Origin of the sequence: Aminobacter sp. BA135, assembly GCF_050859125.1 — a bacterium.
GTDB classification, from domain to species: domain Bacteria; phylum Pseudomonadota; class Alphaproteobacteria; order Rhizobiales; family Rhizobiaceae; genus Aminobacter; species Aminobacter ciceronei.
This window is the reverse complement of sequence record NZ_CP139572.1, coordinates 5,408,574-5,421,930: the sequence shown is the minus strand read 5'-3', so window position 1 is coordinate 5,421,930 and position 13,357 is coordinate 5,408,574. Positions and strand designations below refer to the sequence as shown.

14 protein-coding genes are annotated in these 13,357 nt (G+C 60.9%); 9 read left to right on the top strand and 5 right to left on the bottom strand.

All coding sequences use genetic code 11. The features are described from left to right. The gene (nifS, locus tag SLT36_RS26330) at positions 1–1,233 is read right to left on the bottom strand and encodes a cysteine desulfurase NifS (RefSeq protein WP_432284990.1); all 1,233 of its coding nucleotides are present in this window, start codon (positions 1,231–1,233) and stop codon (positions 1–3) included. A 357-nt stretch (positions 1,234–1,590) separates the two neighbouring features. Further along, a complete protein-coding gene (locus tag SLT36_RS26325; protein ID WP_432284989.1) occupies positions 1,591–1,911 on the bottom strand; it encodes a hypothetical protein in 321 nt (106 codons plus the stop codon). Between the two features lie 34 nt (positions 1,912–1,945). Between SLT36_RS26325 and SLT36_RS26320 the strand changes: the two genes are divergently transcribed. Next, positions 1,946–3,841 (top strand): ABC transporter ATP-binding protein, encoded by a 1,896-nt coding sequence (locus SLT36_RS26320; protein WP_432288502.1) that lies wholly within the window; start codon positions 1,946–1,948, stop codon positions 3,839–3,841. A 499-nt stretch (positions 3,842–4,340) separates the two neighbouring features. Here the strand turns inward: SLT36_RS26320 and SLT36_RS26315 are convergent, their stop codons facing one another. Beyond that, positions 4,341–4,469: a hypothetical protein gene (locus SLT36_RS26315; protein WP_432284988.1), complete on the bottom strand. Its 129-nt coding sequence runs from the start codon at positions 4,467–4,469 to the stop codon at positions 4,341–4,343. Between SLT36_RS26315 and SLT36_RS26310 the strand changes: the two genes are divergently transcribed. Genes SLT36_RS26310 through SLT36_RS26300 form a run of 3 tightly spaced genes read left to right on the top strand, consistent with a single transcriptional unit; the run spans position 4,468 to position 5,635 of the window. Next, positions 4,468–4,671, top strand: a complete 204-nt coding sequence (locus SLT36_RS26310) for a CCE_0567 family metalloprotein (protein WP_432284987.1) — start codon at positions 4,468–4,470, stop codon at positions 4,669–4,671. The two genes, SLT36_RS26315 and SLT36_RS26310, sit on opposite strands and share 2 nt — an antisense overlap. Beyond that, complete coding sequence (fdxB, locus tag SLT36_RS26305; protein ID WP_432284986.1) at positions 4,668–4,985, top strand: ferredoxin III, nif-specific; 318 nt, start codon at positions 4,668–4,670, stop codon at positions 4,983–4,985. The genes SLT36_RS26310 and fdxB overlap by 4 nt, the downstream gene beginning before the upstream one ends. Continuing rightward, positions 4,982–5,635, top strand: a complete 654-nt coding sequence (locus SLT36_RS26300; protein ID WP_432284985.1) for a nitrogen fixation protein NifQ — start codon at positions 4,982–4,984, stop codon at positions 5,633–5,635. The genes fdxB and SLT36_RS26300 overlap by 4 nt, the downstream gene beginning before the upstream one ends. Here SLT36_RS26300 and rpoN read toward each other — a convergent pair. Continuing rightward, a complete protein-coding gene (rpoN, locus tag SLT36_RS26295; protein ID WP_432284984.1) occupies positions 5,632–7,068 on the bottom strand; it encodes an RNA polymerase factor sigma-54 in 1,437 nt (478 codons plus the stop codon). The genes SLT36_RS26300 and rpoN overlap by 4 nt on opposite strands. Before the next feature lie 74 nt (positions 7,069–7,142). Then, positions 7,143–7,691, bottom strand: a complete 549-nt coding sequence (locus tag SLT36_RS26290; protein ID WP_432284983.1) for a peroxiredoxin — start codon at positions 7,689–7,691, stop codon at positions 7,143–7,145. 1,004 nt (positions 7,692–8,695) lie between these two features. Here SLT36_RS26290 and SLT36_RS26285 point away from each other — a divergent pair. The 5 genes from SLT36_RS26285 (at position 8,696) to SLT36_RS26265 (ending at position 13,269) form a co-directional block, all read left to right on the top strand. After that, positions 8,696–9,181 (top strand): hypothetical protein, encoded by a 486-nt coding sequence (locus SLT36_RS26285; RefSeq protein ID WP_432284982.1) that lies wholly within the window; start codon positions 8,696–8,698, stop codon positions 9,179–9,181. 5 nt (positions 9,182–9,186) lie between these two features. Then, positions 9,187–10,404, top strand: a complete 1,218-nt coding sequence (locus SLT36_RS26280) for a cytochrome P450 (RefSeq protein ID WP_432284981.1) — start codon at positions 9,187–9,189, stop codon at positions 10,402–10,404. Between the two features lie 42 nt (positions 10,405–10,446). Beyond that, positions 10,447–10,692, top strand: coding sequence for a ferredoxin (locus SLT36_RS26275; protein WP_109671367.1), 246 nt, complete (start codon positions 10,447–10,449; stop codon positions 10,690–10,692). A gap of 212 nt (positions 10,693–10,904) precedes the next feature. Beyond that, positions 10,905–11,444 carry a nuclear transport factor 2 family protein gene (locus tag SLT36_RS26270; RefSeq protein WP_432284980.1) on the top strand — a complete coding sequence of 180 codons (540 nt, stop codon included), beginning with the start codon at positions 10,905–10,907 and terminating at the stop codon, positions 11,442–11,444. Positions 11,445–11,628: 184 nt separating this feature from the next. After that, positions 11,629–13,269, top strand: a complete 1,641-nt coding sequence (locus SLT36_RS26265) for an SDR family oxidoreductase (RefSeq protein WP_432284979.1) — start codon at positions 11,629–11,631, stop codon at positions 13,267–13,269. Positions 13,270–13,357: the final 88 nt, after the last annotated feature.

The window sequence follows — 13,357 nt, the reverse complement described above, 5'->3', positions numbered from 1 at the left end:
TTACTCCTGGGCCGGAAACGGTGGTCGGGGTTGCGTCGTCGCCCAGGCCTGGAACTGATTGAAGTCCTCTCTGGCTGGCGAAGACGGGGAAAGCTCACGCAGCTTCTTCACGATCCCGGGCATGACCTCGAGCACCCGGTCGACGTCCTCCTCGCCGTTGTTGCGCGAAAAGGAGAAACGGATTGCGCCGTGTGCCGCGCTATTGGGGATATTCATCGCCACCAAGACGTGGCTCGGCTCCAGCGAGCCGCAGGCGCAAGCAGAGCCGGAGGAGCAGGCGATGCCCTCGCGATTGAGGAAATGCAGTATGCCCTCACCTTCGATATCTCCAAAGGCGATGTTTGCGGTGTTCGGCAACCGCTTTAGCAAATCGCCGGCGACGAAGGCGTGTGGGATGCGCTGGAGAAGTTCCTTCTCCAGTCGGTCGCGCAACGCCTTTACCCGTGTGTTCGCGTCGTCCATGAATTTCAAGGCAAGATCGGCTGCCACGCCGAGGCCGACGATGCCTGGCGTATTCTCCGTGCCGGCGCGGCGGTTGCCCTCCTGGCGTCCCCCCTTGATCAGCGCACAGAAGAGCACGCCGCGCTTTACATAAAGTGCGCCGACCCCTTTCGGTCCGTGTAATTTGTGACCGGAGAGAGACAGCATATCGATTGCCGTCGATTTCAAGTCGATCGCAAGCTTGCCGACCGCTTGCACCGCGTCGGTATGGAAAAGGGCGCCGACTTCCTTGGCCAACTCAGCAAGCTCGACCACCGGGAAGATGGTTCCGGTCTCGTTGTTCGCCGACATGATCGAGACGATCGCCACGCGCGGGGTGAGAGCGGCCTTATAGGTGTCGAGGTCGAGCCGGCCGTGGTGATCCACCGGGATCCTATGCACCTTGATGCCGCGCGCCTTCTCAAGGTGGGCGCAAAGCGTCAGCACGGCCGAATGCTCGACTGCGGAAGTCACGATCTCTGTGCGCTCAGGCATCACCTCGAGCGCCGAAAGGATCGCCGCGTTGTCGCTTTCCGTCCCGCCCGAGGTGAAGGTGATCTCGTCGTCGAACTCCGCGCCGATCAGCGTTTGCACCTGCAGGCGCGCCTTTCTCACCGCCGCCCCGGCGGAAGCGCCAAAATCGTGGCTCGACGAAGGGTTGCCGAATTGGTCGGTAAAAAACGGCAGCATTGCTTGAACGACTTCAGGATCGACCCGTGTCGTTGCGTTGTTGTCCAGATAAACAGGTCTCATGGATGTGATCCTTCTCCTGAGCGCAATCACGCAAAGCGCACGCCCGGTCTGTCATGATGATGATGATGGTTAGCCGAAGGAGTTGCCGCGGCCACATTCGGCCTGCGCGCTTCTTGGCGCCGGCGCGGCAACCCGCCTCGACCTTGGTGCGCCAGCGTTGCGCCGGCTCGGCCCCCGGCAAGCGCGGTCTTTAGGCCACGGCGTTTTCGGTGCGCTGGATCATGGACTGTCTCTCCTTCAGGCCGGACGCTTTCGCGAACAGCTACGCATGGACCGTGCCAAAGAAGGGAATCATTTCAAAACAACATGATGGCTCTAACACTGCTATGTCGCATTTCCGACATCGGCGGGAATTGTTCAACGCGGAACGCCGTTGAATCGGGCGTGAATTCCGCTTCGCGTGAGGAGCAATCCTGTCCGGCCGTCCGCCAGGGATGCCCCGCCGACCGATGCGTCCTGTCGGGTTTGTCGAGTGCGCGACGCGGCGCTGTCCGCCCCCGTTGCCTGCTGAGATCTCGTTTGTCCTTGAAGAATATGCAGAAAATTCTTCTGAGCTTCTTTCTGAGCCTTTGGCACGGCTGTTGCGGTCCTCTCCTCGTAGAGCAGCGCGTTCCCGCAGCCGATATTCATCTCGCGGGTGACATCGCGATCGATGGAACGAAGGAAAGAAAGCAACATGTCAGGTCCAGATCAGCCACCCGCGTTCCGAGCGATGATTTCGTCCTCACGCAGACCTTCCATTTCAGGTTTCTTGAGACCGAGCGTCCTGGTGCGCTCGTACAAAGCCACGCGTCGTTTTCACATCGATCTGCGCGGCGCGGCCTTTCGCGACGTTTTCGCCTTCACCGTGCGCCACTGGAGCAGGCAGCCGGTCCGGCTCGCGATCATCATGATCGCGGTGCTTCTCGCAACGCTCCTTGACGTCCTGACGCCGCTCTATTCCGGACGGCTCGTAGACGCGGTCGCCCAAGGAGCGGCAGCCGACGCCGTCGTGTGGGATGCGACGCTTGCGGCCTTTTCAATGTTGATTGCGCTCGCACTCGGCGCCGTCGTCATGCGCAACATCGCCTTCATTGCCGTCAATGACTTCATTCTGAAGATGATGTCCGACATCGCCAGCGACGCGTTCCATCGCGTCCAGCGCTTTTCGACCGATTGGCATGCGAAAACCTTCGCCGGCTCGACGGTGCGCAAGATCACGCGCGGCATGTGGGCGCTCTGCCTCCTCAACGACACGATCCTTTTCGCGTTGTTCCCGTCGCTCATCATGCTCGTAGGGTCGAGCGTTCTGCTCGGCTGGTACTGGCCGATGATGGGGTTGATCATCGCCTGCGGCTCGGTTGGCTATGTGGCGCTGATCATTGTCCTGTCGCTCGGCTATGTGGCGCCAGCGGCAGGCCTTGCCAACAACTGGGATACGAGACTTGGCGGCTCGCTTGCGGACGCGATCAGCTGTAACGCGGTGGTCAAAGGCTTCGGCGCCGAGGTGCGGGAAGATCATCGCCTCGCGAAAGTTATCTCCAAGTGGCGGCACCGGACCCTCCGGACCTGGGTGCGCGGGACGGTCAGTGCTGCATTCCAGGGGATCATGCTTCTTGCGCTGAGAGCGGCTTTGATCGGCTATGCCTTATTTTTGTGGTCGCGCGGCCAGGCTACCCCAGGTGACATCGCCTTGGTGCTCGGGTCTTTCACCGTCCTGTATGGCTACTTGCGTGATGTTTCCATACACGTGCGCAACATCCAGCGCTCTGTAAATGAGATGGAGGAACTGGTCCAAACCTACAGCCAGCCGCCCGACGTGGCCGATGTTCCGGGCGCCAAGCCGATCCGGATCACGAAGGGTCACATCGATTTTGAGAGCGTCCATTTCCACTACGGCAATCATTGGTCGCCCTTCTACAGCGACTTGTCGATTTCGATTGAGGCCGGCGCACGGGTCGGTCTGGTCGGCCCCTCTGGCTCCGGCAAGACCACCTTCGTCAAGCTCATTCAGCGGCTTTACGACCTGGATGCTGGACGAATCTTGATCGATGGGCAGGACATCTCGCGGGTGACGCAGGCCTCGCTGCGCTCGCAGATCGCGATCGTACAGCAGGAGCCCCTCCTGTTCCACCGCTCGCTGGCCGAGAATATAGCCTATGGGCGGCCGGGTGCTTCTCGGTCCGACGTCGAGCAGGCGGCGCGGCTCGCCAGCGCGCATGACTTCATTGCGCGCCTGCCGAACGGCTACGGTACGCTGGTCGGCGAGCGCGGCGTGAAGCTTTCAGGCGGCGAGCGCCAGCGTGTGGCGATAGCGCGCGCCTTCCTCGCCGATGCCCCGATCCTGATTCTGGACGAGGCGACATCAAGCCTCGACTCGGAATCGGAGGTGCTGATCCAGAAGGCGATGGAGCGGCTCATGGTCGGGCGCACCACGCTCGTCATTGCGCACCGGCTCTCGACGGTGCGGGCACTCGACCGGCTGCTTGTCTTCGACCGTGGTTGCATCACCGAGCAGGGCGACCATGCCGCGCTGATCCGTCGCGACGGCATCTACCGCCGCCTGTTCGAGCGGCAGGCCTTGGAACTGACAAAGGGGTGGGATGAGACCAATGTGCAACGCGGTTGAACGCGGCGTGAATTCAGCTTGCCTCCCCAGCAATCCTGTCGGGCCGTTCCTGAAAAGGCGGCCGCAACCTGTCGTCGGGCTTGTCCAATCCACGACACGCCTGGTGCCGGCCTGTCTTCCTGCCGCGCTCTTGAGCAAACCCATCAATGCGATGAAGACAATTTTTTATGAGCTGCGTCCTGCGTTCCCGGCACGGCGCTTGAGGCTTCCTCCTGAGGCGGCAGCCGCCGCGCGATCATTTAGATCCTGGTTGATGCGATCAATGGAGCGAAGGAAAGCAACGCGCCGGATCCACGCGAGATCCGCATTCTCTGGCATAGGGGCGTCGCCAAATCGACACCCTCACAATATGCGCTCACCGCCCGCGTCGACGTCGGGAACAAGATCTTGATTGTCGTCTGCGCTCAACCGCTCTTATGCCGAGCTCGAAGGATACGGACCTGCGTCTCGCCGCGCGGGATTGCATAAGGTGGCTGCAGCGTCTCGCCTTCCATCGGCATCACCGGTTCGGCTTCGAGACGTTCCGGAAACCCGCCGAGGCCGGCACGCCGGCGATGCGGTCGTAGCCATCGAAGCGCGTCCCGACATGGCGCGGGCGTAACGACCGGCTTGCGAGGAAGGGGATCATGTCAGACCTTGCGCTGTTGCAGAAGAAGGTCCGCAAGCTGCAGTCGCGCGCGGGAGCCGCCAAGATGGAATTGCACGACCTTGCCCAGGACCTTCCGGTCAACTGGACCGAGATCAAGGCGGTCGCCTGGAAAGCCTTCAAGGTTTTTTCCGAGTTGGATGCGGCAAAGGAAGAACTCGCAGCGTTGGAGAATTCACAATGACGGGCGCTTTTGTCACCCGCGACGGCTCGCCATGGACGCCGCACTATCTGACGGCGATCGATGGCGCGACCTGCATCGGCTGCGGCCGCTGCTTCAAGGTCTGCTCGCGGGAGGTCATGCACCTTCATGGCCTCGATGACGCAGGCGAAATCCTCGGCATCTGCGCGGGCGAGGACGACGACTTCGATGGCGAGCTCAACCGCATGGTCATGGTCGTCGACCAGGCCGGCCGCTGCATCGGCTGCGGCGCCTGCGGCCGCGTTTGCCCGAAGAACTGCCAGACCCACCTTGCGGCCGACACGCTCGCTGCATGAGCCGAGGACAAGACCAGGAGAACGGCGCCACACTCGCCCATCACGATGGCTGTTTTCTCACCAGCCAATGGTCGCCGACCGATCTGGCGACGGCGTTCGACCGGCATGTGCTTGCCCGTGTTGTCTACCTCGCGCTCAAGGAGGTCGAGGCCGGCAAGGCGACCGCGACCGAAGCAACCGGCCTTTCGCGTGCCGACCTGCGAGATGTCATGACACGCTATTTCCCGGCTGTGCCCGTCAACGCCTTCGCGCTGGAAAAGCTGACCGATCCCGAGCCGGATATGGAGGAAGGGCTTCTGCGCGGCCTGCTCATTGGGCATGCCAGGCCAGGCGATCCGGCCAGCATCCTCTTCGCCAAGATCATCGCCAGGCGGAGTTTGCGAAATGACCATCTGTGGCAGGACCTTGGCCTTTTCAATAGGGCCGAGCTCAGCCAGTTAATCGCCAGGCATTTCCCGGCGCTGGCGGCCGGCAACACCAAAAACATGAAATGGAAGAAGTATTTCTATCGTAAGCTCTGCGAGGCTGAAGGCTTTTCGCTATGCACCGCGCCCAGTTGTCAGGAATGCGGCGATTTCGAAAGCTGTTTTGGACCGGAGGAAGGCGAAAGCCACTTGGCACGGATCAAGAACGGGTTCGCTTTGGATTAAGAGCCGCTTTCGTCGCCGCCGCCGCCCGGGCTTGATTGGCATCGAAGCCGCACGCGCTTTTCCCGGCGACGTCGCGCGGAGGACGGGATGTTCAGCGCCTCACGATATTTCGCAACGGTGCGGCGAGCAATGTCGATCCCGGTTTCCTTGAGCCGGTTGGCGATGTCGTCGTCGGAAAGCACTTCGTCGGGCAATTCCACGGCAACCATCGCCTTGATTTGATGGCGCACAGCTTCGGCGGAGTAGGCGTCGCCGCCTTCGGAGGAGCCGATCGCGACAGTGAAAAAATACTTCAGTTCGAACACGCCGCGCGGGGTCAGCATGTACTTGTTCGACGTCACCCGGCTTACCGTCGACTGGTGCACGTTGATCGCATCCGCGACAGTCCTGAGATTGAGAGGCCGCAGGTGGGCGACCCCATGTTCAAAAAAGGCGTCCTGCTGGCGGATGATTTCAGCCGCTACCTTGAGGATCGTCTTGGCGCGCTGATCAAGGCTGCGAATTAGCCAGTTCGCGTTTTGGAGGCATTCGTTGAGAAATGACTGGTCTTTCGAATTTTGGGCGCTTAGGCGGGAGACCTGGGCAAAATAGTTTTGGTTCATCAGCAGCCTGGGCAGCGTGTCTGGATTGAGTTCGATTTGCCACCCACCTCCGGGAGAGGGCTGGACCAAGACGTCGGGAATGATCGATTCAGGCCCTCCGGATTGGAATCGGTTTCCAGGCTTGGGATCGAGCGCGCGGATTTCGTGCAACATGTCGAGAAGGTCGTCTTCATCGACACCGCAATGGCGCTTCAATGTTTGAAAATCGCGTCGCGCCAGCGCTTCAAGATTGGCGACCAGCGCTGCCATTGCCGGGTCGAACCTGTCTAGCTGCCGCAATTGTATCTCAAGGCATTCGCTGAGAGTTCGCGCAAAAATACCCGGTGGATCGAACTGCTGCAAGGTTCCGAGAACCCGTTCCACAACAGCCTCCCGGACATTCAGGCTGCGGGCCAGTTCCGAAAGGTTCACCGGAAGGTATCCGGTGTCTTCCAGATGACCGGCAAGCTCGCCAGCTATTCGCCGCTCCAGCGGCGCGAATGCGCTGAGAGCGATCTGACGAGCGACATGGTCGTGCAATGTTTCGATGGACGTCCAGGAATCTTCGAACGCATGGTTTCCCCCCGGTTGGACATTGTTTTTGCCGCGGATTGATTTCCACTGCGAGGCCCGATCCGATATTCCGCCCGTGGTCGGCCCGATGCGCGGATTCCCGGCCGAAATCGCCCGGTTTGCGGCCCGTTCCAGAAAGGGGTTCTTCTCGATTTCCTGCTCGACGAACTGATGCAGTTCGGGATGCGCCAGTTGCAACAGGCGAATGGATTCCATCATTTGCGGCGTCAAAACCAACGATTGCTTCTGACGCTGAAGCAGGCTTGCTGAGGACTCCATGGTTAGCGTGAAACTCCTACCGAGCGACCCTTCGCCTTGTGCAAGGGGATTTTCGAGACGTTGACTCGTCTAGATCATGCAGCCGTCACGGCTTTGGCGGCTCTCAGCGTTTCAAGGACGTTCTGCGGCGACGATACGCCATAGGGGTCCGTCTCGCAGTTGTCGCAGAAACCGTCCTCCTCGAACCACCGCTCCACCACGCCATTGTTGATTGCGGCAGCGTAGCGCCAGGAGCGCATGCCGAAGCCGAGATTGTCCTTGGCAACCAGCATGCCCATCTTGCGGGTGAACTCGCCCGAGCCGTCTGGGATCAGCTGGACTTTCTGCAGCCCCAGGGCCTTGCCCCAGGCATTCATGACGAAGGCATCGTTGACGGAAACGCAGTAGATCGCGTCAATTCCCTCCTTCTCGAACTCGTCGTAGAGCATTTCGAAATCGGGCAACTGCAAGGTCGAGCAGGTCGGGGTGAAGGCACCGGGCAGCGAGAACAGGATGATGCGCTTGCCGCTGAAATAGTCGTCGGATGTCTTGTCTTCCCAGCGGTACGGGTTTGGCCCCTCGATGGACTCATCGCGAACACGCGTGCGAAAGGTGATGAAAGGAACCTTTTTTTTGACCGTCATCAATGTGCTCCTGGCGGAAAACTGGTGCGCTGCTTTTTCGGTTGAAACTGACACGGCATCGACCTCGGCCGGCAATTCGGTCGAGCGCCGCGCGTTTTGCGTCGGCCTTGGATCAGCCATGGCAAAACCGCTTGCGAGCACGGGCGTCTGAAGAAACGAGCTCTCGATTTGCGGCGGCAACGAGAACGGTACGCGCTTGTACGGGGCGTCGCGATGTCAGCAATGGTCTTACTCCTGGCCACCTTGTGATGGGTTCTGCCGAGTACGACGCAAGCGCCATGCCATTTGATTTTCAGGCTTGGGTTCACACTGTTTTTTGCAGCGACCCTCTTTGCCTTGAGCGGCCAGAACCATGCCTTCGCCGAGACCGAGCGCGCCCATAATCACCTGATCGTGGGCTCTGGGCGGAGGGGATTCCCTTTATGCGTATCAAGCCGCGACCCTCTTTGTCCGAAGCTGGACAAAAAATGTCGGAAGTCGGACCGGAGGGTCGCCGGGTCGCCGGCGCGGAGAACAGGTGGCTCGTATTCGAAGCGAAAATCTGGGGCTCAAACTCGGAACGAGGGACAGGAGTCGATCGAGGTTACCTGACGAGGTCCCTATGGCCTCCGTTCTCAGGATTGAGACGGCTGACGGGCCACGCGCTTCGCCCTATCGACGCTCGCGAGACAGCTTCGAAATCGACAATGGGTACAAGAAAGCCAGCACGTCCATTAGCAAGCTGGCCATGTGATTTTCTGAACCGCGCTTGCGTGAGGCGGGCACGGTCCCGAAGTGACGGAAAAAGCCGCCTTGTGCTCTCAGAGCATTTTGAAGCTGCCGCGACTTTGCTGCCGGGTTTGTCATGTCCGGGACACGGCTTTGCTCCGCCAGGCTTGCGGCTGCGTTCGTTCAAGCTGTTGAATGATATGTAGAAAATCTCCTGCAGGGCTCTTTCCGCGCCGTTGGCACGACTTTTGAAGCTCTCATGTGAGACGGCAGGAGATACCGACTGGCGTCCATTCGTGAGTGATATCGCGCTCAATGCAATGAAGGAATACAACATGTCAGGCCAGCGTCAGTTCAGATTCTATCCGAAACGGGCATTGCCTGTGGAATGCAATAGCGACCGGCGTGGCTGGCGTCACCGTCACAATCGCCCGGCCCCGGCCAATGGCCACCGATCGACCTGGAGATACAATTCGACCAGCATGTGCTTGCTCGTGTCCTCTCGCCGGCGCTCGAGGAGACCGGCGAGCGCGTCGGCGGCCAACCGGCCTTTCGCGTGCCGCGCTGCGGAAATCCTTGAAGAGATGACCGACCCCGAACCGCTTTGGAGCAAGAGCTTCATTCCGGCTCGCCGTTCGAAGCTGGAAATCGCCGCGTCTCCGACGATTTCGCTCGTCGGCTCTTTGGCGGGCAGGCAGCGGTCTGGCCAAGAGGGTTACAAGTTGCCGGATGGCCAAGATGCAATGCCGCGCGGCCTGGTTAGTTGTCAGACGGCAGAATAAATCCAATGGCGCTCAACCCGGTTCCGGATCATGTCCCGCCCGAAATGGTGAGGGACTTCAGCCTGTTCACGTCGCCTGGCATGCCGCCGACGCCCAACGGGGACCCGCAGGCCGCCACTGCTTGCGTTCATGCCGGGCCACCGATCTTTTATTCCCCCTTTAACACGCGCGATGGCCGAGGCACCTGGGTAATCACTCGCGCCACAGACCAGCGCAGGGTGCTGCAAGACGCTGATACCTTCTCCAGCCATCGCAGCATCTTCGCCTCCGCGCTTGGCGAGAACTGGCCGATGATCCCGCTTGAACTCGATCCACCCGCCCACGGCGTCTTTCGTTCGCTACTCAATCCGCTGCTCTCGCCCAAGCGGGTGACGGCACTCGAACCGGCTGTCCGTGAGCGAGCGATAGCCCTGATCGACAGCATCGCCGCATCGGGCACGAGCTGCGACGTCATGCAGGATTTCGCCTTTCCTTTTGCGGTCAGCATCTTCCTTCGCCTTCTTGGGCTACCCAATCACCGGCTCCATACATTTGTCGGCTGGGCGAACGACCTGCTCCACGGCGACGATGTCAAAAGACCGGCGGCGGCCCGGACGATCCTGGCGTTCATCGATGAGCTCGCAGCCATGCGCCGCGAGGAACCGGTCGATGATTTCATGACCTTCATCGTGCAGGCACAGGTCGAGGGCAGGCGGCTGACCGACGAGGAAGTCCGTGGCATCGGCGTGCTGGTGTTCGTCGCGGGACTCGACACGGTCGCTGCAGCGATTGGCTTTGACCTGGCCTTTCTCGCGCGTCATCCCGAAGAACAGGAACTGCTGCGGAGCGAACCGAACCGAATCGTGCTCGCAGCCGAAGAGTTGCTGCGTGCCTATCCGACCGTGCAGATTATCAGGGTGGCAAGGAAAGATATCGACTTCGAAGGCGCGCCGATCCGTAAGGGGGACTATGTTTCCTGCGCCACGATGATTGCCAATCGCGATCCGGCGGAATTCGAATGTCCCGACACGATCGATCTCATGCGCGAGGACAACCGCCACGCCGCCTTTGGCTATGGTCCCCACCGCTGCCTTGGCTCACACCTCGCCCGGCGAGAGATTGTTATTGGCCTGGAGGAATGGTTGGCGCGCCTCCCGGCCTTCCGGATCAAGGAAGGTACAGCGCCCATCGCCTATGGCGGCCATGTGTTTGGGATCGAAAACCTGATTGTCGACTGGTCCTGACCAAGCAGCCTTAAGCCACGGCACAGACAATGGAGGAGCGCCATGCACATCGTCGTCCACAAAGCCAAATGCCAGGGTCACGCACGATGCTGGGCGCAAGCTCCGAACATCTTCAAGCTTGATGATGAGGGCTACGTCCTGCTTGGCGACATCAATGTCGCGCAAGGGGACGAACTGCTCGCGTCACGGGCGGTGCGATCCTGCCCCGAAAGTGCGCTGGAAATCGATCGCACATCGGCCGCGCGGTTCGAACCAGCCGCCATGCAACCAAGAGCTGGGGAAGCTTAGGTGGAATCGACGAGACGTGGCCCCACACCGCAAGGCAAGCTGTCCGGCCGCTTCCCTGCCTATCTCCTCTCCGGCATCGAGACCTCAATGACACGCACGCGACGCGTGAAGTTCGTCTCCGTTCTGGCTTCTTCAGTTGCCGATCGGTTCGTCCTTACACGCACCTAGAGGCACGAAGCGCCTCTTCCAATCTCAAAATTTGCGACAGAGCGATGGGCCAGGCAAAAATCACCGAAATGCGCGACCGCGAGGCGATCCGCGACTGCCTTTATTGGTACTGCCGCGGCATAGACCGCGCTGATGAGGCTGCGCTGCGCAGTGCGTATTGGCCCGATGCGCAGGACAATCACGGTGCCTATTGCGGCTCAGCCGAGGGCTTCTTTGAGTTTGCGCTTGGTCTCTTCAAGACCGGACCGCGCTTAATCCACCAGATCACGAACGTATTGATCGAATTCATCGACCCGGCGGAGGCCGTGGTTGAAAGCTATTTCACCGCGCTGCAACGCGGACCGGACAACGACGGAGAAGCACGCCAGGTGCTTCTCTGCGGCCGTTACTGCGACCTGTTTCAGAAGAGGGAAGGGGCGTGGCGCATTGCCGAACGGACCGTCGTCTACGATTGGTTCGAAGAGCAGACCCCACCAGCGGTCCCCGAGGCAGAACGGTTCGGCCTACGGCAACCGATCGGAGCAGCGCATCCCAATGACCCGGTTTACGCGCTCAGGAAGCGCCGCAGCTCGTCATCAAAATGAAAATGCAATGCATGTCACCACAATGCTTTCCAAGGGTCCCAACTGGAGAGCCGCATCGCGGGAGCGGTCCCGGAACGCAACACGTCTGCCCGGTATGGAAACTTGCGGTCACCAGGACGTCTTGCAATGCCGCGACCGGCTGGCTCGCGTCGAGATCGCTGACGCTGGCTGCGGAGAGGTTCATATGAAGCAGACAGGACGCGTCGTCATCATGACGGGAGCGGCAGGCGGAATCGGCCGTGCGCTGGTCGATATCGTTGCCGCCGATGGAGACATCGTCGTTGCGGTGGACCTTCCTGGCAGCGGCGTCCTTGAACTGGCCGACGGACTCGGCCATCCGCATCTGGGCCTCGAATGCGATGTCTCGCGAGAAGAGGACATTATCGCGCTATACGGTCGCGTCGAAGCGCAGTTTGTGAAAATCGATGCTCTCGTCAACAACGCGGCGATAGGACCCGCCATGGCTGCGACTGTCGACACCGGTTTCGAGGCCTTCCGACGCGTGCTGGCAACAAACCTGATCGGGCCTTTCATCATGGCCGGCGAAGCAGCGAAGCGCATGCAGCCCGGCGCTGCCATTGTCAACGTCGCTTCGCTGGCGGGCGTGCTCGGCAATCCCAAGCGCAACGCCTATGCCAGCTCGAAGGCAGGCTTGATCGCTCTCACGAGGTCGCTTGCATGCGAGTGGGCCTCGCGCGGCATCCGCGTAACGGCGGTAGCGCCAGGATACGTGCGCACGCCGATGATGGCGGAACTGGAACGCGCGGGAAAGATGGACCTCGCGGCCGTGCGCCGCCGCGTGCCGATGGGTCGAATGGCGCGCCCCGACGAGATCGCTCGGGCCGTGCGTTTTTTGGCCAGCCCACAGACGGGCTACATCACCGGATCGGTGCTGACGGTCGACGGCGGTTGGATGTCGTTCAACCAGCCGGGCGACGCGCACCCGCCGGTCGACGAGACGCCTCGAGCCGAACTCTTCCGGCCGGCCGAACGAACCGGCGCGCGCACAGTGGTCGTGACGGGCGGCGCGAACGGTATAGGCGCCGCCGTCGTTCGCCGCTTCGCCGCGAACTCCGACACAGTCGTGATCGCAGATAAAGATGGTGCTGGGGCGGCAGAACTCGCTGGTTTGCTGGGCGGCAGGCACATGGCGAAATCCGTCGACGTGGCGGTCGAGAGCGAGGTGGTGGCGCTGTTCAAGGAAATACGGGGGCGCTTCGGTCGCATAGAGGCCCTCGTCAACTGTGCTGCTGTTGCCGATACGTTTGTGCGAGGGATCGAAATCCCGCAACAGATCGAGCGGGTGCTGGACGTCAATCTCACCGGCACCTTCACCTGCGCGCGCGAGGCGATCAAGTCGATGGACGCCGGCGGCGTAATCCTCAATCTTGGATCGATCAATAGTTTCCTGCCCTTCGTGCCGCGCCATGCCTATGGGGCGTCCAGGGCGGGTATGAACATTCTGACCCGGTGCATGGCGGCCGAACTCGGGTCGGTCGGCATTCGAACGGCCACCGTCGCTCTTGGCTACATCCGTACGCCTGACATTGCTCAGTTGGTCGAGTCCGGCTGCATCGATTCCGTAGCGATCACACGGCGCATCCCGATGGGCCGGATGGGAGAGCCCGAAGACGTCGCCGAGGCAGTGTTCTTTCTGGCCTCGCCTGATGCCTCATACGTAAACGGCTCGACCCTCTACGTGGACGGCGGCTTGACCTCGTTGGCTGACGCGCGAAACGCCCAGCCAACCGATCAAGAAGATCCAACGGAATGTTCGCCGGCGACGGGTTGCGGTTCGTCGAAGCCGACGAGGTTCGAGGATTGAGACTGCGGCTGCATGGCACGTGCCAAGCGCGGCTTGCCAAGTGATCGTCTTCATCGGTGACGGAAAACTCGTTATCAGGGCCGAACCA

Excerpts from the sequence above, each read along its gene's own strand:
- SLT36_RS26320 (WP_432288502.1), top strand. The coding sequence starts at position 1,946 with ATGATTTCGTCCTCACGCAGACCTTCCATTTCAGGTTTCTTGAGACCG.
- SLT36_RS26315 (WP_432284988.1), bottom strand. The coding sequence starts at position 4,469 with ATGATCCCCTTCCTCGCAAGCCGGTCGTTACGCCCGCGCCATGTCGGG.
- SLT36_RS26270 (WP_432284980.1), top strand. The coding sequence starts at position 10,905 with ATGGGCCAGGCAAAAATCACCGAAATGCGCGACCGCGAGGCGATCCGC.
- nifS (WP_432284990.1), bottom strand. The coding sequence starts at position 1,233 with ATGAGACCTGTTTATCTGGACAACAACGCAACGACACGGGTCGATCCT.
- SLT36_RS26265 (WP_432284979.1), top strand. The coding sequence starts at position 11,629 with ATGAAGCAGACAGGACGCGTCGTCATCATGACGGGAGCGGCAGGCGGA.
- SLT36_RS26290 (WP_432284983.1), bottom strand. The coding sequence starts at position 7,691 with ATGACGGTCAAAAAAAAGGTTCCTTTCATCACCTTTCGCACGCGTGTT.
- SLT36_RS26280 (WP_432284981.1), top strand. The coding sequence starts at position 9,187 with ATGGCGCTCAACCCGGTTCCGGATCATGTCCCGCCCGAAATGGTGAGG.
- SLT36_RS26325 (WP_432284989.1), bottom strand. The coding sequence starts at position 1,911 with ATGTTGCTTTCTTTCCTTCGTTCCATCGATCGCGATGTCACCCGCGAG.
- SLT36_RS26300 (WP_432284985.1), top strand. The coding sequence starts at position 4,982 with ATGAGCCGAGGACAAGACCAGGAGAACGGCGCCACACTCGCCCATCAC.
- SLT36_RS26310 (WP_432284987.1), top strand. The coding sequence starts at position 4,468 with ATGTCAGACCTTGCGCTGTTGCAGAAGAAGGTCCGCAAGCTGCAGTCG.
- SLT36_RS26275 (WP_109671367.1), top strand. The coding sequence starts at position 10,447 with ATGCACATCGTCGTCCACAAAGCCAAATGCCAGGGTCACGCACGATGC.
- rpoN (WP_432284984.1), bottom strand. The coding sequence starts at position 7,068 with ATGGAGTCCTCAGCAAGCCTGCTTCAGCGTCAGAAGCAATCGTTGGTT.
- fdxB (WP_432284986.1), top strand. The coding sequence starts at position 4,668 with ATGACGGGCGCTTTTGTCACCCGCGACGGCTCGCCATGGACGCCGCAC.